5 protein-coding genes are annotated in these 24,131 nt (G+C 63.7%); 2 read left to right on the forward strand and 3 right to left on the reverse strand.

Annotation, left to right across the window (positions count from 1 at the left end):
* The first annotated feature begins 47 nt into the window (after positions 1-47).
* The gene (locus IG629_RS21630; RefSeq protein ID WP_193173979.1) at positions 48-2,255 is read left to right on the forward strand and encodes a tetratricopeptide repeat protein; all 2,208 of its coding nucleotides are present in this window, start codon (positions 48-50) and stop codon (positions 2,253-2,255) included.
* Here IG629_RS21630 and IG629_RS21635 read toward each other — a convergent pair.
* The 3 genes from IG629_RS21635 to IG629_RS21645 all read right to left on the reverse strand — a co-directional run bounded on the left by IG629_RS21635 (position 2,230) and on the right by IG629_RS21645 (position 4,962).
* Complete coding sequence (locus tag IG629_RS21635; RefSeq protein WP_193173980.1) at positions 2,230-2,772, reverse strand: cupin domain-containing protein; 543 nt, start codon at positions 2,770-2,772, stop codon at positions 2,230-2,232. The two genes, IG629_RS21630 and IG629_RS21635, sit on opposite strands and share 26 nt — an antisense overlap.
* A 132-nt stretch (positions 2,773-2,904) precedes the next feature.
* Entirely contained in the window at positions 2,905-4,377 is a 1,473-nt protein-coding gene (gene rfaE1 / locus IG629_RS21640; RefSeq protein ID WP_193173981.1) for a D-glycero-beta-D-manno-heptose-7-phosphate kinase, read from the reverse strand.
* Entirely contained in the window at positions 4,378-4,962 is a 585-nt protein-coding gene (locus IG629_RS21645) for a D-sedoheptulose 7-phosphate isomerase (protein WP_193173982.1), read from the reverse strand. It abuts the gene before it with no gap.
* Between the two features lie 384 nt (positions 4,963-5,346).
* Between IG629_RS21645 and IG629_RS22995 the strand changes: the two genes are divergently transcribed.
* Entirely contained in the window at positions 5,347-24,126 is an 18,780-nt protein-coding gene (locus IG629_RS22995; RefSeq protein WP_319025151.1) for a calcium-binding protein, read from the forward strand.
* Positions 24,127-24,131 lie beyond the last annotated feature (5 nt).

A 24,131-nucleotide genomic window follows, 5' to 3' on the forward strand; every position in this document is an offset into this window, starting at 1 on the left:
AGTGGTTTGGCCCCAGCCGGGGCCAACGGTGGGAAAGGAGACAATACGTGCAGAATCGCGGCGTGCAGATTCGCGAAATGCTGATCGCTGCACACGGCCTGCATCAGGCCGGCCGAATCGCCGAGGCCACCTCCGGATATCGCCGTGTGCTCTGTGCATTGCCCACCGGAGCGGACACCTGGCACCTTCTGGGAACCGCGATGCTCCAGGCGGGGCAACCGGCGCCGGCTATTGTAAGCATCCGGCGCGCCCTTGCCGTGGCGCCCGACCGGCACGATTTCCGGCTCAATCTCGGCTTTGCCCTGATCGATAACGGGGCCGCAGATGCGGCCGTGTCGATCCTTGCCACCGCATGCGCCAGCCTGTCCGGCCAGGCCGCGTTCTGGAGCGCACTCGCATCCGCCAAGAAGCAGGCGGGAGATCCGGCCGGCGCAAGCGCGGCGCTGCACAGGGCGATACTCCTCGCGCCGGGCGATTACGCACCCACCTATAATTTCGCGCTCGGCCTGCAGGAGCAAAACCGCAGTGCAGATGCCCTCGGTCATTATGACCGGGCCATCGCCCTTCAGGCTTCCGGCCACATTCCCTTTGCAAACCGTGCACAGGCGTACCGCACGCTAAACCGCCCGGCTGAGGCAGCCCGGGATTTCAAGCGCGCCCTCGTCCTTGCCCCGGCGCTCGCGGATCTGCTGAACGACCTCGGCATCGTACTCTGGGCGGAGAAAGACAGCTCCCATGCCATAGCGCTCTACCGCTATGCCTTCGCCGCCAATCCGGACAATCCGGAGATCATGCGGAATCTGGCGAACGCCCAATTGAGCGCCGGACGCTACGAGACCGCCCTCGACACCTACATGGATGCGGCGAAGCGTTTCCCCTCGGTGCCGGCCTTTACGGTCCGCCGGGCCTTCGCCCTGCCGGTTATTCCCCGGGATGTGCCGCAGATAGATGCCGCGCGCGGGAAGATCGCCGCATTCCTCGACTCGCCCGAAGCCGGGCGCATCCGGCTGGCGGACCCGCTCAACGAAATTGGCGCCGCCAATTTCTATCTCGTCTATCACGGCCGCAACGACCGGGATCTGGCGGTCGGCATCAGCAGTTTCTACCGGCATGCCTGTCCGATGCTGAATTTCACAGCTTCGCATGCAGATGACGGGCCTCCGCCCGCAACCCGCAAAATCCGTCTCGGCATTTGCTCGACGCATCTCGCCGGGCACACGATCGGCGCCGTGTTCGGCGATCTGGTGACCGGGATCGACCGGGAGCGCTTCACGCTCACCCTGCTGCGCCCACCGGGCCTCCGGGATGCGGCAGCGGCAGAGATCGCGGCCCGGTTCGATCAAGTAGTGGAATTGCCGGCGGATATCGCCCATGCAGCGGAGATCGCGACCGCCTGCAGGCTCGATGCGCTGCTCTATACCGATATCGGCATGGAGCCGTTCACCTACTTTCTCGCCCATACGCGTCTGGCGCCGGTCCAATGGGTCACCTGGGGTCATCCCGTGACGACCGGAATCAGCACGATCGACGCCTATCTCTCCCCGGACTGTTTCGAGCCCGAGGGTGCGGAGGCTCACTATTCAGAGCGTCTGGTGCGCAGCCCCAGCATTCCGATGAACTATCGCGACGAGCAAGTGCCGCCGGCCGCAGCAAAGTCCGATTTCGGAATGCCGGATAACCGGCCGCTTTATCTCTGCCCGCAAAATCTGTTCAAGCTGCACCCGGAATTCGACTTCTGGCTGAGCGATATTCTGCGCGCGGACCCGGAAGGCATCGTCGGCCTGATCGAAGGCGCGAACGACGCCTGGACAGAACGTGTCAAAGCCCGGCTCGCTCCGGCCCTGGGAGCTGACATGGAGCGGGTGCGGTTTGTCCCCTTCCTGCCGAAAGCCGACTACATGCGCCTGCTCGGCGCTGCGGAGGTCATGCTGGACCCGATCCATTTCGGCGGCAGCAACACCACGCTCGGCGGGTTTGCCGCCGGAACGCCCGCGATCACCTGGCCGAGCGGCTATATGCGCGGACGCATGACAACGGGGCTTTACCGGACGATGGGCATCGAGGATTGCATAGCTTCGGGGCGCGCAGACTATGCGGCTAAGGCGACGGAAATCGCCAACGACCCGGCCAAGCGGTCGGACATCGTCTCCCGTATCCGGGCCGCCCGACCGGCTGTCGTCGGAACAGCGGGCGCGGCCCGGGATCTCGGCGATTTACTTGCGGACGCGATCAGCTCGCGGAGCGGTTCGCGATGAAAACGGCTTTACCGGTTTCCATGTCGTAACGCAGCCGCGGCTCGTTCTCCAGTGGCCGCCCGGTCACCCGCACGAAACAGGCCTTGGCCGGGTAGTCGATGGCATGAATGGCCCGCACGTCGTACAGACCGGCCTGACCCGGCTCGAGCCGGTAGGTCTTCACATGCTCGATCTTCACATCGCCATCGCCGTCGCCACCATCGGAACGGCTGAACTCGCTCATGTCGGTATATTCCTTGGCCTGTCCGTAGATCGCCCAGGAAGTGCCATGATCGTGCGGCGGCGAAGCGTGCGGCTTGTCATTCACATGGGCAAGTACGACGAATTCGAACTCATCGTCACGATAAAGCTCGGTCACACCGACCGGTGCGTCCTTCCCGCAAACCTCTTCAACAAAATCCTGGTTCAAGAGCAGCTTTTCGAGGTTCTTGCGGACCGCTTCCCGGCCTGCGGGACTGTTGTCGTGGGCCAGAGCGTCATGGCTGTCACGACTAAATTCGTCCAGACCGTATGCCATCTGAAATCTCCCTCTAAATTTTTTAGGCCTCCCCAATTTGGTTCCGGGCGGAACAGGGGAGTGCAAGCAGGTTCGGTATTCTTGCCCCGATACGGCCAAAGCGCAACGGGGCCAATCAGCCAATAATCGGGATCAGCCCGTGTTCATCCGGGCAATGGTCGCCGTGGTACTGTGACCGTCCTCAAGCCCGGCAAGGACGACCTTGCCGCCGTAAGACTGCACGAATTCTGCGCCCACCACGGTCTCGACCGTGTAGTCGGCGCCTTTCACCAAGACATCCGGACGGATCATCTCGATCAGTCCCTGCGGCGTATCGTCGCCGAAGATCGCGATCCCATCCACCGTCGCCAGGGACGCCAGGACAGACGCCCGCGCCGCCTCCGACTGTACCGGCCGGGTTGGCCCTTTCAGGCGCGCAACCGAAGCGTCGCTGTTCAGGCCGACGATCAAGCGGTCGCACGCGGCCTTGGCCTGCCGCATCAGGGAAACGTGCCCCGGATGCAGCAGATCGAAGCAGCCATTCGTGAAGCCCACCTTGAGACCCTGCCTGCGCCACTCTTCGGCCCGCTTGGCAATCATGTCCGGCGACGCAACCTTGACCTCGCCCTGCAGCAGATCGTGGGCCCGGAATGCCGCCGCGAGTTCGGAAGCGTAGGCCACCGCAGTCCCCATCTTGCCAACCACGATCCCTGCTGCCGCATTCGCCAGCTCGATGCCCTCGGGAACGGGGATCCCACGGCCAAGGGACGCCGCCAGGACCGCAACGACCGTATCGCCGGCCCCCGAGACATCGAAGACTTCCCGCGCCACCGCGTCAAAATGCAGTGGCTCTGCATCCGGGTCGCCGGATACATAGGTCATGCCATCCTGACTCCGGGTGACGAGCACGGCCCCTATGCCAGCAGTCTCGATTATGTGCCGGGCGGCGGCCACGATTTCATCGGCCGTGCCGGCCGGCATCCCGCTCGCTTCGGACAACTCGCGCCTGTTCGGCGTGATTGCGGTCGCGCCGCGGTAGCGCGTGTAGTCTGTCCCCTTGGGATCGACAATGATCGGGCGGCCCTTCTCCCGGGCTGCCGAAATCAGCGAGCCCAGAATGGAATCCGTCAAAAGCCCCTTGCCATAATCAGACAGCACCAGGGCGGAAGAGTCTGCGAGATCAGCAACGGCCCGGGAAATCAGATCTTCCTCGAGACCGGCATCGATCGCATGCACATTTTCCTGATCCGCACGCAGCAACTGTTGTGCACCGGCGACATAACGGATCTTGATCGTCGTCTCGCGTCCCGGAACCGTGAGCAGATGGCTTTCCACGCCCGGCTCCTCGGCCACCAGACCGGTCAGCTCCCGACCGGCCGCATCCCGTCCGATAACGGAAATGAAACAAGCCTCGGCACCAAGCGCTACCAGATTGCGAACCACATTCCCGGCACCGCCGAGCATCGCCGTCTCGCGCTCGATCCGTAAAACCGGGACCGGCGCCTCCGGCGAGATCCGGTCAACGGAACCATAAACGAACCGGTCGAGCATGGCGTCGCCAACACAGAGCAGACGAACACCCGAGAGGGACTCGACTTTGGCTGCGAGGTCGGAATCGTGCGTCATTTATGCCTCCACGAGGCCAAGCTCGATCTCTATAGCGCCACAAAGCGCCTGACCGATGGTGATGTGCATTTCCTGGATCCGCGCCGCCGCGTCGTGCGGCACCTTGAGCAACGGATCCGCGAGGCCGACCATGTCTCCCCCAGTCCGTCCCGAGAGCCCGGCCGCCACAAGGCCCTTCTTCCGGGCCATTTTGAGCCCCTCAATGACATTCGGCGAGCGCCCGGAGGTCGAGATGCCAATGGCAACATCACCCGGCCGGCCGAGCGCCTCGATTTGCCTGGAGAACAGTTTGTCAAACCCGAGATCGTTGCCCGCGGCTGTCAGCGCCGACCCGTCGGTGGTCAGCGCGATCGCGGCAATGGCCGGGCGATCCTTGATGTAGCGTACGGTAAGCTCGGTCGCGAGATGCTGGGCATCGGACGCGCTGCCACCATTTCCGAAGAACAGGATCTTGCCGCCATCCCGAAGCGAAGACACGCAATTCTCGGTCAGGGACGCAAACGGGCCCGCCAGGCTGGCCCGCACTGCTTCGGCTACTTTCAGGTGCTCGCTCAACTCGCTATCGAAGAAGGCGGTCAGGTCCATGCTGTCTCGAACTCCGGCTCTGCATATTACGCCCATTCCAGCCGGATAAAGAACGCGGCACACAGGCAGGATCGGTCTGCGCCGCCCGATTTTAGAATACGGCGCGGGAGTGTTATCCCAAATGCCGTTTTCCGCATCAAGCAAACCTCTGATTCGATATATCGAAAAAAAATAGATGGCTTTTTATGCAGTTTTTCTCCACAGTTATTAGCTGTATCCGTAAAATATTGTGATACAAGCATTAATGTCGCAGAATGAGACAGAAAAATGTATGCAAAACGCACACTCCAATACGTCGCTCTTCGTAATTTTTTCATCTTTTCATGCGATAGGTTGCGGTTTGGCAGAACCAGCACCCAACATCTGCTCTCCGCGAGAGATTAAATGGCTGAGCTGAACGGAACGAACGGAAACGACAATCTGAATGGTACCGCTGATGCGGACACCATAAACGGCGGCGCGGGTGCGGACACGATTGATGGTGGCGCCGGAGCGGACTCGCTCGTCGGCGGCCTCGGTGATGACCTGCTGCTCGGCAGCGCGGGCGCGGAAACGTCGGTCAACGAACTCGCCTATGACGATACGCTAGACGGCGGCGCGGGTAACGATACCCTGCGCGCTGGTGGCGGTAATGACACCTACGAGTTCCGGATCGGCGGCGGCCGGGACGAAATCCTCGACGAATATCACATTTATCCGAAGAATCCTCTGGGCGGTCTGCAGCCGGTGCAGCAGGTGGATGGCGGTTTCGACACGCTCCGCTTCGGCTCGGGACTCTCGGCCGACGATCTCTGGATCACGGTCAGCGGCGGCGATCTTTATGTCGCTATCAGGCAACCAGGCGTCGATCTGTTTGATTCCGATGATCTGGTGGTGATCCAGGGCTGGGAAGACACAGAGACCCGGATCGAGCAGTTTGAATTCGACGACGGAACGGTCTGGACCTCGGCCGACATCCTGGAAAACATCTCCGGCTCCAACGGTGCCGACACAATCGACTGGAGCAGCAGCGAGGAAATCACGGTCTCGTCCGGAGACGGTGACGACTCGGTCAGCTCGGGTTCCGGATCTGATTCAATCGACGGCGGAGTCGGCTCCGATACCGTGAATGCCGGAGCCGGCAGTGACGACATTTTCGGCGACGAGGGCAGCGACGTCCTCTTTGGCGAAGATGGCGACGATACACTCGGTGGCGGCTCCGGTGACGACACCGTCGATGGCGGTGACGGCGATGACAGCCTCGAAGGTGGTGACGGTGACGATCTGCTGCGCGGCTCCGGCGGCGAGCAAGGCAACATCAACGAGGAGACCGGAAACGACACCCTGAGTGGCGGCACCGGTGCGGATACCCTGCGCGGCGGCGGCGGTGACGATGTCTACCGATACGGGACCGGTGACGGCCAGGACCAGATCCACGACGAGTACATTCGCACTCAGATGGCGCCGGGCGACCAGGTCGTCCTCTTCACGCGCGACGAATTTGCCGGCAATGATGTTCTCTCTTTCGAAGACGGAATAACCGCAAGCGACATCTGGATCGATCTTGTCGGCGACGATTTGATCGTCGGCATTCGCGATGGCGCGACGGATATCCTCGATCTGGACGACCAGATCACTATCGTCGACTGGCGTGACTCGCTGAACCGAATCGAAACGTTCGAGTTCGACGACGGCAGCCAGATGGATGTCACCGATATCCTGCAGGACATTTCCGGCAGTGCCGGGGACGACACGCTGACCTGGAGCGGCGCTGACAACACCGAAATGGACGGTGCCGGCGGGAACGACTCCCTCTCCGCTGCGGGCGGCAACGACACGCTTTCCGGCGGCGATGGCGATGACACCATCCGTCTCGGCAACGGTAACAATCTGGGCGACGGCGGCGACGGCGCGGATACGGTTTTTGGCGGGTCCGGCAAGGACACGATCAGCGGCGGTGCCGGTGACGACTTTATCGACGGTGGCGCCGGTGAAGATGTCCTTATGGGCAATGACGGCGACGACACCATTCGCGGCAGTGCCGGTCAGCGCGGCACAATCAATGAATCCGCCGCAAGCGATACGCTCTCCGGTGGAGCTGGCGATGACGAGTTGCGTGGCGGCGGCGGTAATGACACCTATGTCTACCGGGCAGGCGAAGGCCGCGACACGATCCTCGACGAATATGTCTTCACGGGCCAGTCACCGCTCGGCACCGTCTACTCGCCATACGACAGAGATGGCGGAGAGGCCGACAGCCTTCAGATCGTCGGCGACGATATCCTCCAGAACACCACTTTCTCGCTCGATGGATCGACGCTGAATGTTTCTGTCTGGCAGCCTGGCGCAGCCAGCCTGGACGATTACGACGATCTGGTTCAGATCCAGCGCTGGACCGAGGATTTCCGCCGCGTCGAAGGGTTCGAATTCACCGACGACGGCGTGACCGTTACCGACACACAGTTGATGGATGTCTTTAACGACATCAGCAGCGGTGACGACATCATCGATGCGGATTTCATCGGACTCGGCTTCAATGCAGGCGCCGGCAATGATCAGGTTAACGGCAGTGCTTATGCAGACCGGTTCGAGGGCGGCGCCGGAGACGATACGCTGTCCGGTGACGGCGGCAACGACGTGCTGCTTGGCGGCGACGGCGGCGACTCCCTTGTCGGCGGGTCCGGCGACGATCTGCTGGATGGCGGCGCGGGCAGCGATACGCTGGTCGGCGGCTCCGGAGCGGACACTTTCTCAGGCACGCCAGACTCTTTCGACGGCGATCTGATCGCGGATTATGACGATCAGGACGTTCTGCGCTTCAACGATACGCAATTCTCCGAAAGCGCCGTCACACTCACGCCCGCAAACGGCCAGACCACGGTTCAAATCGATACCAATGGTGCCGGCTCGCCGGATGTGACCTTCACAGTCAATGGTGAGTTCCTTGGCGCCCAGGTAACCCAGAACGGCGGCAATACCGAGCTGAAATTCAGCACGGATTCCCTCGACGATACCCTTTCCGGAACCGACGACGACGACACAATTAACGGCGGTGCCGGCAGCGATGATATTTCCGGCGGTGACGGCGACGATTTCCTCATCGGTGGCGACGGCAACGACACCATGGATGGCGAAGGCGGCGACGATACGCTGCTCGGCGGCCTCGGCAACGACAGTCTCGACGGCGGTGTCGGCAATGACAGCATCGACGCCGATGCCGGCAACGATACGATCGACGGCGGCGACGGAGATGACGTCCTAGAAGGCGGCGACGGCGCGGATAGTGTCAGCGGCGGCGCGGGCGACGATACGCTCGACGGTGGCGCGGACGACGATCTGGTCGATGGCGGCACGGGCAATGATGTCATCGACGGCGGTAGCGGCGATGACACCGTGCTCGGCGGCGACGGTAATGACAGCGCCGATGGCGGTTCCGGCGATGACACTGTTCTCGGCGGCGACGGCGATGACACGCTCGACGGCGGCGACGGGAACGATCTGGTCGATGGTGGCGCGGGCGATGACAGCCTCGCCGGTGGTGCGGGCGACGATACCGTGCTCGGCAATGAAGGCCAGGATACGCTTGACGGCGGTGACGGTAACGACAGCCTCGACGGCGGCGCGGACGATGACGTGCTCGATGGTGGCGCGGGCCAGGACACGGTCGATGGTGGCGATGGCAACGACAGTGCCGATGGCGGCGCGGGTGACGACACCGTTCTCGGCGGCGCGGGCGATGACACGCTTGATGGCGGCGACGGAAACGATCTGGTCGATGGCGGAGACGGCAACGACACGGTGACCGGTGGCGCCGGTGACGACACGGTTCTCGGCGGCGACGGCGAAGACACGCTCGGTGGCGGCGACGGTAATGACAGCCTGGATGGCGGCGCGGATAACGACACGCTGACGGCCGGCGCAGGCGACGACACTCTGGTTGGCGGCAGCGGCGACGATGTCGCCGAAGGCGGCTCTGGCGACGACAGCCTGGATGGCGGTACCGGTAACGACAGCCTGTCAGGCGATGCGGGCGACGATACGCTTGAGGGCGGCGACGGGAACGACAGTCTTGTCGGCGGAAGCGACGACGACCTGCTGATCGGCGGCGATGGCGACGATACTCTCTCCGGCGAAGCCGGCAACGACACGCTCTTCGGTGACGATGTCGAAGATACCGTGATCGGCGACGACTGGAACGAATTCCAGGAAGACGAAGACAGTGTCTCCGGCTCTGACGGGGACGACTCTGTCTCAGGCTCTGACGGTGACGACAGTGTCTCCGGCTCCGACGGCGACGACAGTATCTCCGGCTCCGACGGCGACGATAGTGTCTCAGGCTCTGATGGTGATGACAGCGTCTCCGGTTCAGACGGCGATGACTCTGTCTCAGGCTCTGATGGTGATGACAGCGTCTCCGGTTCAGACGGCGATGACTCTGTCTCAGGCTCTGACGGTGATGACAGCGTCTCCGGATCCGACGGCGACGACTCTGTCTCCGGCTCTGACGGTGACGACAGCGTCTCCGGATCCGACGGTGACGACAGTGTTTCCGGCTCCGACGGCGACGACTCTGTCTCCGGCTCCGACGGCGACGACAGTGTTTCCGGATCCGACGGTGATGACAGTGTCTCTGGCTCCGACGGTGACGACAGCGTTTCCGGATCCGACGGTGACGACTCTGTCTCCGGCTCTGACGGTGACGACAGCGTCTCCGGATCCGACGGTGACGACAGCGTCTCTGGCTCCGGCTCTGACGGTGACGACAGCGTCTCCGGATCCGACGGTGACGACAGCGTCTCTGGCTCCGACGGCGACGACAGTATCTCGGGCTCCGACGGCGATGACTCTGTCTCGGGTTCCGACGGCGACGACTCTGTTTCCGGATCCGACGGTGATGACAGCGTCTCCGGCTCCGATGGCGACGACAGTGTTTCCGGATCCGATGACGATGACACCGTGGTTGGCGAGGACACCACCGACGGCGGTTTCGACGAAGATGACTTCACAGTCACCGGCGGCACCGGCGACGATACGATTTCCGGCGATGGCGGCGACGATACGCTGAGCGGCGGTGACGACGACGATGTGTTGATCGGCGACGACACCACTGGCGGCGACGACAGTGTCGCGGCCAGCGGCAACGACCTTCTCGATGGCGGCGCGGGCAACGACGTAGCCTTCGGCGGCGCTGGCGACGACACCATCGACGGCGGCACCGGCAACGACACATTGGTTGGCGGTATCGGCAATGACTCTATGCTGGGCGGCGAGGGCGAAGACCTCATGCTCGGCGAAGAAGGCGAAGATACCCTTCTTGGCGGCGCGGGCAGCGACACGCTGGTTGGCGGCGAAGGAAACGACTCGGTCGACGGCGGCGACGACAGCGATCTTCTGTTCGGCAGCGCCGGGGACGATACGGTCGATGGCGGCGCGGGTGACGATACCGTCCTCGGCGGCACCGGCGACGATGTGGTCCGGGGCGGCGCGGGCAGCGATCTGCTTTATGGCGGTGACGGCGCGGATACCTTCGCGGGCACGGCGGCAGAGCTGAATGGCGAGACCATCGCCGACTATGATCAGGCCGGCGGCGATGTCATCCAGATCGACGGCGTTGAGCTGAGCGCCGATGCCTTCTCGTTTGAATCCGCGGACGGCAAAACCACGGTTTCCGTCGATACCACGGGTAACGGGACAGCGGACACGACCTTCACTGTCCTCGGCGACTACAACGCTGTCACAACAACCGAGGTCGACGGCAACACCCGTATCTTCTTCGGCAACGACGATGACACCAGCGTCGGCGGCGCGACGCCGGGCGATGACAGCCTCGTCGGCACGGACGGGGACGACACGATTTCCGGTCTTGCCGGCAACGATACGATCGACGGCGGCGCCGGAAACGATCTGGTCGACGGCATGGACGGTGACGACACGGTCACCGGCGGTGCGGGCGACGACACCGTGCTTGGCGGCGACGGAGAAGACACGCTCGGCGGCGGTACCGGTAACGACTACCTCGACGGCGGAACCGGAAACGACACGCTGACCGCGGGCGAAGGCGAAGACACTTTATACGGCGGCAGCGGCGACGACGTCATCGATGGCGGCGCCGATAACGATACGATCAATGCCGGCGACGGCGATGACAGCGTGCAGGGCGGCGGCGGCACGGATTATATTTTTGCCGGCAGCGGCAACGATACAGTCGACCAGGGTGAAGGCGGCGGATACGTCAACGGCGGCGACGGCGACGACCTGATCTATGGAGGCGAGCTTCGCGACATTGCCTTTGGCGGCAACGGAAACGACACGATCTATGGCGGCGACGGCAATGATAATCCGCTTGGCGGGGCCGGAGACGACCTGATCTATGGCGGAGATGGCGACGACGGCATCGATGCCCATCAGGGCGCCGACACCTTAATCGGTGGCGCAGGCGCGGATACCTTCAGCGGCGGCATGGAGACCCTCGACGGCGATACCATCGTCGATTTCGATGCCGAAGAAGGGGACGTCGTACGGACCAGCGAAAAGGTCGATCAGGAAGATATTTCCCTTACCGTCGAGAACGGCAACACGACTGTCGATATCGATCTGGATGGCGACGGAACCGCCGAGGCGAGCTTCACTCTGGTCGGAGAATACAGCTCGTCTACGGTCGATACCGCCGATTCCGAGCACGCGGACAGCTACATCCAGTTCCATAAAACCACGGAAGCTACCGCGACGCCGGGCGATGACAGCCTCGTCGGCACGGACGGGGACGACACGATCTCCGGTCTTGCAGGTAACGACACCATCGATGGCGGCGACGGCAACGATCTGGTCGACGGCATGGACGGTGACGACACGGTCACCGGCGGTGCGGGCGACGACACCGTGCTTGGCGGCGCGGGTGAAGACACGCTCGGCGGTGGTCTTGGCAACGACAGCCTGGATGGCGGCACCGGAAACGACACGCTGACGGCTGGCGAAGGCGAAGACACGCTTGTTGGCGGTTCCGGAAACGATCTCGCAGAGGGCGGCGATGGCGACGATCGGATTTTCGGCGAGGCGGGCGACGATACGCTCAGCGGCAATACCGGCGCCGACAGCCTTGATGGCGGCACCGGCGATGACGTCCTTGAAGGCGGCGCGGATGCCGACACACTCGCGGGCGGCAGCGGCGCGGACAGCTTTGTTGGCGATCTCTCCGACCTGAACGGCGACAGCATCACGGATTACAACCCGGAAGACGGTGACCTTGTCATCGCCAATTCCGAATTCGGCGATGACGCGATCTCCCTCGACTACGCTGATGGCGAGACGACGGTCACCATCAGCGCGGACGGCACGGACTCCACCTTCACGGTCAATGGAGAGTATCACTCGGTCACCACCACGATCGAGAACGGCCAGACCTCGATCTCCTTCTCGGCCGACGTTACGGCGACACCAGGTGACGACAGCCTGGTCGGCACGGATGGCGACGACACGATTTCCGGTCTTGCCGGCAACGACACCATCGACGGCGGAGCCGGAAACGATCTGGTCGACGGCATGGCCGGTGACGACACGGTCACCGGCGGTGCGGGCGACGACACCGTGCTTGGCGGCGCGGGTGAAGACACGCTCGGCGGCGGCACCGGTAATGACAGCCTTGATGGCGGCACCGGCAACGACACGCTGACGGCTGGCGAAGGCGACGATACGCTTGATGGCGGCGCCGGAAACGATCTGCTCGAAGGCGGCGAAGGCAATGACAGCCTGGTTGGCGGTGACGGCACGGGCGAGCCGGAAACCGAAACCGGCCGCATCGACGGCAGCAATTTCACCTCCACCGATAGCGGCTTCCGCATCACCGCGACCCGTTCTCTCGAAGATGGCAGCCGCAGCGAGCCGAGCGTCGATCATGTGACCTCAAGCTCGGAAGGACTCGGCGTCGACGGCAATACCGGCGGGCCGGGCAATCAGCTCGGTTACGATGCGGGCCTCGGTTTCTCCGAAGAGCTGATCGTCGAGTTCGACAATCTCGGCACCGGTGCAACCGTCGAGATCGCGCGCCTGTTCAACAACGAAGGCAATGGTGGCGAACAGGGTCACTGGACAGCCTATCGCGACGGTGAGGTGGTTGGCGAAAGCGACTTCCAGGCCGATAGCGGCAGCTCCACCACACTGACGATCGACGTCGCGGGCGGCTTCGACAAACTTGTCTTCACCGCGACCGATTATGCAGACGGCCCGAATGGCGGCAGCGATGCCAGCGATTATCTGGTCAAGAGCATTGAGTTCACCACCGAAACCGCTGGATCCGGCAGCGACGACACCCTGCTTGGTGGCGACGGTGATGACACGATCAATGCTGGCAACGGCGATGACAGGATCGAAGGCGGCGCAGGCGACGACTCGATCCTTACTGGCGAGGGCGACGATACAGTCTACGGCGGGGCCGGCGACGACACCGTACATTACGGCACCGGAGACCACGGCGATGATCTGATCATCGGTGGCGAAGGCAACGACAGACTTGGCGACGGAGCCGGTAACGACACCCTTTCGGGTGGTGTGGGTAACGACTCCCTGTTCAGTGGCGACGGCGAGGATCTGCTCGACGGCGGCGACGGCGACGACTTCATGATCGGCGGGGATCACAATGACACGCTGATCGGCGGTGACGGAAACGATACCCTCTTCGAGAACCATTACAACGACGACGACCTGCTGCAGGGCGGCAATGGCGACGACCGGCTCGACGGTGGTGGCGGTAACGACACCATGGAGGGCGGCGCTGGCGCCGATACCTTCTCCGGCCAGATCTGGGAGCTGAACGGCGACACCATCACGGACTATGACGCCGATGCCGGCGACAAGGTTGTAGTCTATTCGGATGGCGGCTCCACCCCGGCAGCATTCGATATCAGCGATGTCACCCTGACGGTCGCGGACGGAAAGACGACCGTCCATATCGACGGCGATGACGACAATGACGCGACCTTCACCATGGTCGGCGAATTCAACTCCGTCACCTCTACGATGGACGGCAACAATACATACCTCGCCTTCTCGGCCGACGTTACAGCGACACCAGGTGACGACAGCCTCGTCGGCACGGATGGCGACGACACGATTTCCGGTCTTGCCGGCAACGACACCATCGATGGCGGCGCCGGAAACGATCTGGTCGACGGCATGGACGGTGACGACACGGTCACCGGCGGTGCGGGCGACGACACCGTTCTTGGTGGCGCGGGCGAGGACACGCTCGGCGGCGGCACCGGCGATGACATCCTGGATGGCGGCGCAGATAACGACACGCTGACCGCTGGCGAAGGTAACGACACGCTTGAAGGCGGTTCCGGCAACGATCTCGCCGAAGGCGGCGACGGTGACGACTTCCTGATCGGTGGCGAAGGCGACGACACACTCTCCGGCGGCGACGGCGCGGACAACCTCGATGGCGGTGCGGGCAACGATACGCTGATCGGCGGCGGTTATTACGACTCGACCGAATCCGATACCCTGTCCGGCGGCGATGGCGACGACATCCTGTTCGTCTCCGGCGGCGACAACAGTCTCGATGGCGGCAGTGGAAACGACACCCTGAACGGCGGCACGGGGGACGACACGCTCGAGGGCGGCGCAGGCGACGACTACATAATCGGCGGACCGAGTGCGAACGGCGTATTCGGAGACGACTCGCTGGTCGGCGGCGCGGGTGATGACACGCTCAACGGCGGCCTCGGCAACGATACCCACGCCGGCGGCACCGGTGCCGATCAGTTCCTGGGCAACCTCAACGAGTTGAACGGCGACCACATCGCGGACTACAGCGCGGAAGACGGCGATCTCGTCGTTGCTTATGCCGAATTTGGCGACGATGCAGTCACGCTGACGGCCGAGAACGGCCAGACCACGGTCTCGATCGACGCGGACGGCGAAAACGCGACCTTCACAGTCGATGGCGAATATCACTCGGTCACCACCACAAACGAAAACGGCCAGACCTCGATCTCCTTCTCGCCCGACGTCACCGCGACACCGGGCGATGACAGCCTCGTCGGCACGGACGGGGACGACACGATTTCCGGCCTGGCCGGCAACGACACCATTGATGGCGGCGACGGCAACGATCTGGTCGACGGCATGGACGGGGACGACACGGTCACCGGCGGTGCGGGCGATGACACCGTTCTTGGTGGCGCGGGAGAGGATACGCTTGGCGGCGGGATTGGCGATGATAGCCTCAATGGCGGAGCGGACAACGACACGCTGACCGCTGGCGAAGGCAACGACGTCCTCGAAGGCGGCGCCGGTTCCGATGCGCTTGAGGGCGGCTCCGGTGCTGACAGCTTCGTCGGTAACGTCGCCGATCTGGATGGCGATCTGATCTCCGATTACGACGCTGATGAAGGCGATCTCGTTATCGCCAATGCCGAATTTGGCGACGATGCGGTCACGCTGGACTACGCGAACGGCCAGACCACGGTCACCATTGACGCGGGTGGCGAAAACGCGACCTTCACGGTCTCCGGCGAATACCATTCGGTCACGACCACGACCGAGAACGGCCAGACCTCGATCTCCTTCTCGCCGGACGTCACCGCGACACCGGGTGACGATAGCCTGATCGGCACGGATGGCGACGACACGATCACCGGCCTCGCCGGTAACGACACCATCGATGGCGGCGACGGCAACGATCTGGTCGACGGCATGGACGGTGACGACACGGTCACCGGCGGTGCGGGCGACGACACCGTTCTTGGTGGCGCGGGCGAGGATACGCTTGGCGGTGGCACCGGTAATGACAGCCTCGACGGCGGCGACGGTAACGACATTCTGACCGCAGGCGACGGCGCAGACACATTGGTTGGCGGCGACGGAAACGACGTGGCCGAAGGTGGCGACGGCGATGACAGCCTGTTCGGCGGCAATGGCAGCGACGCGCTCTCCGGCGATGCCGGGAATGACCGTCTCGACGGCGGGGCCGGTAACGATACGCTGGTCGGCGGCGAAGGTTCCGACACCCTTTCCGGCGGCGCCGGGCGGGACGACCTGAATGGCGGCGAAGGCGGCGACCTCTACGAGTGGAGCGTCGACTCGAACAGCAATATCCGTCACTACCAGACCGGCGATCCGGAGAACCCGACTATGGTCGGCGCTGCGGAGAGCTTCAACCCGACCGATCCGGGCCATGCCCAGCACGACAATTACAAGGATGACGGCGATACCGGCATCGACACGCTGACCGGCACCGACGGCAACGACAATATTGCCCTCGATTTCGGCGGCGAGCGGCTGCAGGGCATCGAGGTCATCGACGGCGGTGCAGGCGACGATGTGCTCGACCTCGCCAGCAACCGTTATGACTATGACGACGCCACGCTGATCGGCGGCGACGGCAATGACGTGCTCTGGGGTAATCAGGGCGAGGATTATCTGGACGGCGGCGCCGACAATGACTGGCTGGCCGGCAATTCCGGCGACGATACGGTCGATGGCGGCGCGGGCGACGACAGGCTCGACGGCAATAGCGGCGCGGACAGCCTGATCGGTGGTGCCGGCGCGGACACACTTTCCGGCGGAGCCGGTGCGGACAGTTTTGTTGGCGATGTCGCCGACCTGAACGGCGATCTGATTGCCGACTACGACGCGAACGAAGGCGACTTCATCATCGCCAATGCCGAATTCGACGATGACGCAGTGTCCCTCTCCTATGCGAACGGCCAGACCACGGTCTCCATCGACGCGGGTGGCGAAAACGCGACCTTCACGGTCAATGGCGAATACCATTCGGCCACGACCACGACCGAAAACGGCCAGACCTCAATCTCCTTCTCGCCGGAAGTCACTGCGACCCCAGGTGACGACAGCCTGGTCGGCACGGATGGCGACGACACGATCTCCGGTCTTGCAGGTAACGACACCATCGATGGCGGCGCCGGCAACGATCTGGTCGACGGCATGGATGGTGACGACACGGTCACCGGCGGTGCCGGGGACGACACCGTTCTCGGTGGCCAGGGTAACGATACGCTCGGCGGCGGCGACGGCAATGACAGCCTTGATGGCCATACCGGCAACGACATCCTGACGGCAGGCGCGGGTGACGACACCCTGAGTGGCGGCGACGGGGATGATTTCCTCGACGGCGGCGCGGACAATGACAGTCTCGACGGCCATACCGGCAACGACACCCTGTCGGCCGGCGCGGGTGACGACACCCTCAGTGGCGGCGACGGCAATGACCAGCTCGATGGTGGCGACGGCAATGACAGCCTCGACGGCCATACAGGAAACGACAGCCTCGCGGCGGGTGCGGGCGACGACGCAGTTGCCGCCGGTGACGGCGACGACACCCTCGATGGCGGCGCAGGGAACGACGTTCTCGATGGCGGCACGGGTAATGATGCGCTGGACGGCGGCGCAGGCGATGACAGCCTGGTCGCGGGCAACGGCGCGGATACGCTCGACGGCGGGGCCGGTAACGATACGCTGGTCGGCGGCGAAGGTTCGGACAGTCTTGCGGGTGGTGCCGGCAGTGATGCGCTTTCCGGCGGAATCGGCGACGATGTGCTGGATGGCGGCGACGGCGGCGATCTGCTTGAGGGCGGTGCGGGTGCTGATACGCTTGCCGGCGGCGCCGGGGCGGACAGCTTCGTCGGCTCCCTCACCGATCTGAACGGCGACGCGATCACCGACTACAATCCGGAAGACGGCGATCTCGTCATCGCCAATGCCGAGTTTGACGACGATGCAGTGACCCTGACGGTCGCCAACGGTGAAACCACCGTCGTGATCGACAGCAATGGCGACGGCAGCGCCGACGCCACCTTCACCATGGCCGGCGAGTTCAACTCTGTCAGCACGGTGACGGAAGACGGTACGACCTCGCTGATCTTCTCGCCTGATGTGACGGCAACGGAAGGCGATGACAGCCTGGTCGGCACGGATAGCGACGACACGATCACCGGTCTTGCCGGCAACGACACTATCGATGGCGGCGACGGCAACGATCTGGTCGACGGCATGGACGGTGACGACACGGTCACCGGCGGTGCGGGCGACGACACTGTCCTCGGCGGCGAGGGTGAAGACACTCTTGGCGGCGGCACCGGTAATGACAGCCTCGACGGCGGCACCGGTAACGACATTCTGACCGCGGGCGACGGCGCAGACACATTGGTTGGCGGCGACGGAAACGACGTGGCCGAAGGTGGCGACGGCGATGACAGCCTGTTCGGTGGCGAGGGCAGCGATACGCTCTCCGGCGGAGCCGGGAATGACCGTCTCGACGGCGGGGCCGGTAACGATACGCTGGTCGGCGGCGAAGGTTCCGACACCCTTTCCGGCGGCGCCGGGCGGGACGACCTGAATGGCGGCGAAGGTGGCGACCTCTACGAGTGGAGCGTCGACTCGAACAGCAATATCCGCCATCACCAGACCGGCGATCCGGAAAACCCGACCGTGATCGGCGCTGCGGAAACGTTCGATCCGACCAACCCGGGCCATGCCCAGCACGACAATTACAAGGATGACGGCGATACCGGCATCGACACGCTGACCGGCACCGACGGCAACGACAATATCGCCCTCGATTTCGGCGGCGAGCGGCTGCAGGGCATCGAGGTCATCGATGGCGGCGCGGGCGACGATGTACTCGACCTCGCCAGCAACCGTTACGACTATGACGACGCCACGCTGATCGGCGGCGACGGCAATGACGTGCTCTGGGGCAACCAGGGCGAGGATTATCTCGACGGCGGTGCCGACAATGACTGGCTGGCCGGCAATTCCGGCGACGATACGGTCGATGGCGGCGCGGGCGACGACAGGCTCGACGGCAATAGCGGCGCGGACAGCCTGATCGGCGGTGCCGGCGCGGACACACTTTCCGGCGGCAGCGATGCCGACACGCTTGAGGGCGGTGCCGGTGAAGACGTGCTTGAGGGCGGCAGCGGCGCCGACAGCCTTGAGGGCGGCGAAGGCTCCGACACCCTTAACGGCGGCACAGGAGCCGACACGCTGCGCGGCGGCGAGGGCGAAGACCTCTTCAAAGGCAGCGCGGACGATCTGAACGGCGACACGCTGGCGGATTATGAAGGCGGCGAAGTGGTTTCGGTCACAGATGCCACCTTCGACGCGGAAGCCGTTACCCTGACAGTCGATAATGGCCAGACCACGGTCGCGATCGACAGCACCGGCAGCGGCAGCGCGGACACCACCTTCACGATCGACGGTGAATATCGTGGCGTCATTGCCACCGACGGCAACGGCAGCACGGATCTCGTCTTTACCGAGGAAGTGCAGGGCCGGGTCATCATCGGCACGCCTTACCAGGACTACATCACCGGCACCGAGGGTGACGATACCGTCAGCGCGCTGGATGACCACGACACAGTCTTTGGCGGTGAAGGCAACGACCTCGTCTCCGGCATGGGCGGCAATGATTATCTGCACGGCCAGGAGGGTGACGACACCCTCAGCGGCGGGGCCGGCTATGATCGCCTGTCCGGCGGCACAGGCGATGATGTGCTGGATGGTGGCGCAGACGCCGATGTCCTCGACGGTGGCGAAGGCAATGACATCCTAAGCGGCGGCGCTGGCAGAGATTATCTTACTGGTGGCGACGGCGACGATTTCATCGATGGCGGCCAGGACCGGGACTATATCCTCGGTGGTGCGGGCGACGATACGATCTCCGGCGGCGGAGATCATGATCGGATCACCGGCGGAGATGGTGAAGACCAGATCTACGGCGGCGTCGGCCACGACCAGCTCAAGGGCGGGGACGGTAACGACACAATCTCGGGTGGCGACGACAGGGATTACCTGAATGGCGGCGATGGCGAGGACAGCCTCGCCGGAAACGACGGTAAAGATACACTGATCGGAGGCCGCGGCGCAGACACGCTCGACGGTGGTGAAGACCGCGACGAATTGGCTGGCGGCGACGGAAACGACGTCCTGAACGGTGGTGACGGCGATGACAAGCTGACCGGTCAGGCTGGCGACGACTCCATGATCGGTGGCGACGGAAACGACAGTCTGTTCGCGGGCGATGGCAATGACACGGTCGATGCCGGAGCGGGCAACGATTACGTGATCGCCGGCGACGGTGACGACAGCGTCGATGGCGGCAGCGGCAGCGACTATATGCGCGGCAATGACGGCAACGACACGATGTCGGGCGGCGACGGCAACGACAGCATTTCCGGTGATGATGGCGACGATCTGCTTGACGGCGGGGCCGGCAATGACACGGTCACCGGCGGCGACGGTAACGACACCGTTCTCGGTGGCGAAGGACGGGATACGCTCGGCGGCGGACGCGGCGATGACAGCCTCGACGGTGGCGAGGGCAACGATATCCTGACGGCCGGCAGCGGAAACGATGTCCTGGTCGGTGGCGAAGGCGACGACTTCCTGGAAGGCGAATCCGGTAGCGACACGCTCTCCGGCGGTTCCGGCGCGGACAGCTTCTACGGCGAGCTTTCGGATCTCGACGGCGATGTGCTGGAAGATTACAGCGCCGATGACGGCGATGTGGTGATCGTCGATCACAATATCGACGAAGACGACATCACCCTGACGGTTGCAGACGGCAAGACCACGGTCTCCATCGACACCAACCATAACGGCCATGCCGAGGCGACCTTTGTCCTGAATGGCGCGTTCTCCGAGGTTGAAGCGGATAGACATCACGGCAAGACCACCCTCTCCTTCGTACCCGATGAGGCGGCCACCGAAGGCGACGATAGCCTGCTCGGCACCAGTGAGGACGACACGATCGACGGGCTCGCCGGCAACGACACCATCGATGGCGGCGAAGGGAACGATCTGGTTTCCGGCGGCGCGGGCGATGACACGGTCACCGGCGGTGCGGGCGACGATACCGTGCTCGGCAATTCCGGCGACGATACGCTGGGTGGCGGCACGGGTAACGACAGCCTCGATGGCGGCACGGGCGACGATACGCTGACGGCCGGTGAAGGCAGCGACACCCTTGTCGGCAGCTTCGGCAGCGACCGTCTTGAAGGCGGTGCTGGCAGCGACACGCTCTATGGCGACGTCGTCAGCGCCTCAGACGTCGAGACGGCAACCGTCCGCATCGACTCCTCGAATTTCGGCGAGACCGGCAGCGGCTTCACGGTCACCGCGACCCGGGCGCTTTCGGATGGCAGCCAGAGCGACGCCAGTGTCGACAACATCGTCATCGAACGGGATGCGCTCGGCGTCGAGGGCACCATGACCCCGGGCGGCATTCCGGATCAGCTCGGCTATGACCCGGCACTCGGCTTCTCCGAGGAACTGATCGTTGATTTCGACACCATGGCGAACGGCGCCAGCGTCGACATCCTCCGGCTGTTCTCCACCGAGGGGAATGGCGGCGAGCAGGGACGCTGGACGGCATATCGGGACGGCGAACTTGTCGGCCAGGATGATTTCACGGCTGCCAGCGGCAACGAAACCACGGTCACTATCGATGTCGATGGCGGCTTCGACAGGCTTGTCTTCTCCGCAACCGACTATGCAGGTGGCGATGACGGCAACGCCCATGACAGCAGCGATTATCTGATCCGCAGCATCGAAGTGACCACCGATCCGAGTCTCTCGGCCACGGCGGACGACACCCTGATCGGTGGCGACGGCGACGATGTTGCCTATGGCCAACAGGGCAACGACGTTCTCAATGGCGGGGCCGGCAACGATCTGCTCGATGGCGGCGACGGCAACGACACGCTGATCGGCGGCGATGCCACCACTTCCGAAGAGCTCGGACCGGAATTGATCGTCAATGGCGATTTCGAGAATCTCCCGGGCAACCTGAACCACGGCAACTGGGGCACCTTCACGGCCATCGACGGCTGGACGGCCGAAGACCTGACCCCGACCAGCGGCGGCACTGCTCCGATCGAAATTCAGCGGGGCAACCTCGGCGGCGCGCCGCAGCAGCCGGACGACTGGGCGGACGACAATCATGTCGCCGAGCTCGACAGCCATCCGGAGAACGGTGGCACCTACGGCGACACCAATGTGCTGATGGCACAGACCGTCAATGTCACGGAAGACGGCGAGTTCCGCTTCAGCTTCGACTTCGCCGCGCGTCAGCTCGGCAATCAGGTCGAGGAAACCAGCGAGATCACTGTCTGGGTCGACGGCCAGCAGGTGCTGAAGATCGACGACGCGGCCAAGGAATGGACGCATCAGACGCTGTCCGTCAGCCTGACGGCGGGCGCCCATGTCATCGCCTTCAGCGGCGGCGATGCGGACGGTACCTCCGACCAATACGGCGCCCTGATCGACAATGTCTCGCTGCGTCAGATCACCGAAGCGAACCTGAACGACACCCTGATCGGTGGTGCCGGTGACGATGTTATTTCCGGCGGCACCGGTGCGGACAGCCTGGTGGGCGGCGACGGCAACGATGTCTTCCGCGGCACGGCAGCAGAGCTGGAAGGCGACCGGATCGGCGACTACCAGGAGGGCGACTCGATCACCCTGACCGGCCTCGCTCTCGAGGACGACGACGTCAGCCTGGTGGCGGACGGCGCGAACACCCGGGTCTGGATCGACACCGACAATGACGGTGTGCCGGACACATCCTTCCTGCTGATCGGCAGCTTCGAAAGCGTGAGTGTTTCCGCCGATGGCGACACCACCCTCACCTTCGCTAGCGCCATCTACGGCACCGAAGACGACGACTTGCTCGGCGCGACCGAACTCGACGATACCCTCGACGGTCTTGCCGGCAACGACACCCTGAATGGCCTCGCGGGCGACGATGTCATCTATGGCGGCACCGGCGATGACCGCGTCAGCGGCGACGAAGGTGCGGACAGCCTGCATGGCGGCGACGGCAACGACAGCCTCTACGCCGATGCGGACGATCAGGTGATTGACGGCGGCGAAGGCTTTGACCGGGCCTTCATCAATATCCGGGATGCCCGTGACGGTGCGGACTTCCAGAATGTCGAACAGATCGAGCTCACCGCGAACGCTGCGTGGGAATCCGGCTGGTCCCTCTTGACCTCGACGGATATCGACGGCGATGGCGACGAGGACATGCTCTGGCGCAACGACGACAACGGCCGGGTCACTGCCTGGAGCATGGAAGGCTCCGTCGTGGTCGACCGCACCAGTCTCGGCACCATGGACAATAACTGGTCGGTCGAGGCCATCGAGGACTTTAACGGCGACGGCATCAGCGATCTGCTGATCCGGAACAGCGCCACCGACGCGGTCTCGGTCTGGGAGATCGATGGAACCTCCGAGCCGGCCAAGGGCTTCTCCGGCTTCCTCGGCAACAACTGGGATATCCTCGGCACCGGCGATTTCAACGGCGACGGCAAGGAAGATTTCCTCGCCCGGAACGACAACGGAACCGCTACGGTCTGGCGCATGGATGGCTCCACGGCGCTCGAGAAGAGCGATGCCGGGACCATCGGTGCAGACTGGGAGCTGGAATCGGTTGCCGACTTCAACGGCGACGGCAAGGATGACCTGCTGCTGCGCAACACCAATACCGGCAGTGCCTCGGTCTGGGAAATGAACGGCGGCACGGCCTCGAACAAGAGCGATGCCGGTGCTATGAATTCCGAGTGGGATGTCGAGCACGTCTCCGACATGAACGGCGACGGCACGGACGACCTGGTCCTGCGCAATACCGACAACGGCAAAATCTCGGTCTGGGAAATGAACGGTGGCCTGGCATCGAACAAGGGCTATGTCGGCACCCTCGGCGCCGACTGGTCGATCGAGGGCTTTGCAGACTTCAATGGCGATGGCACGGACGACATGCTGATCCGGAACAGTGCCAACGACGCTGTCTCGGTCTGGGAGATGGATGGAGCAACGTTGCTCAACGCCGGCTATGCGGGTGATATGACTTCTGATTGGGCGGTGCGCGGCCTCGCCGATTTCAACGGCGACGGCAGAGCGGACATCCTGGCGGAAAACACCTCGACCGGTGCGGTCACAGTTTGGGAAATGGACGGCTCGATGGCGACCAACAAGGGCTTCGTGAAGTCTCTTGGCGCCGACGAGAGCATCACCGACATTGCCGACGTCAACGGCGATGGCAATGCGGATATCCAGGTCACGTCCGCCGCCAACGACGGCGTCTCCTATTGGGAGATGGATGGCAGCGACCTGAAGAAAGTCGTGCAGGGCGGCCACTATTACATCGATACGCCGTTCATCTAGGATCC

The organism is Nisaea nitritireducens, from assembly GCF_014904795.1.
GTDB classification, from domain to species: domain Bacteria; phylum Pseudomonadota; class Alphaproteobacteria; order Thalassobaculales; family Thalassobaculaceae; genus Nisaea; species Nisaea nitritireducens.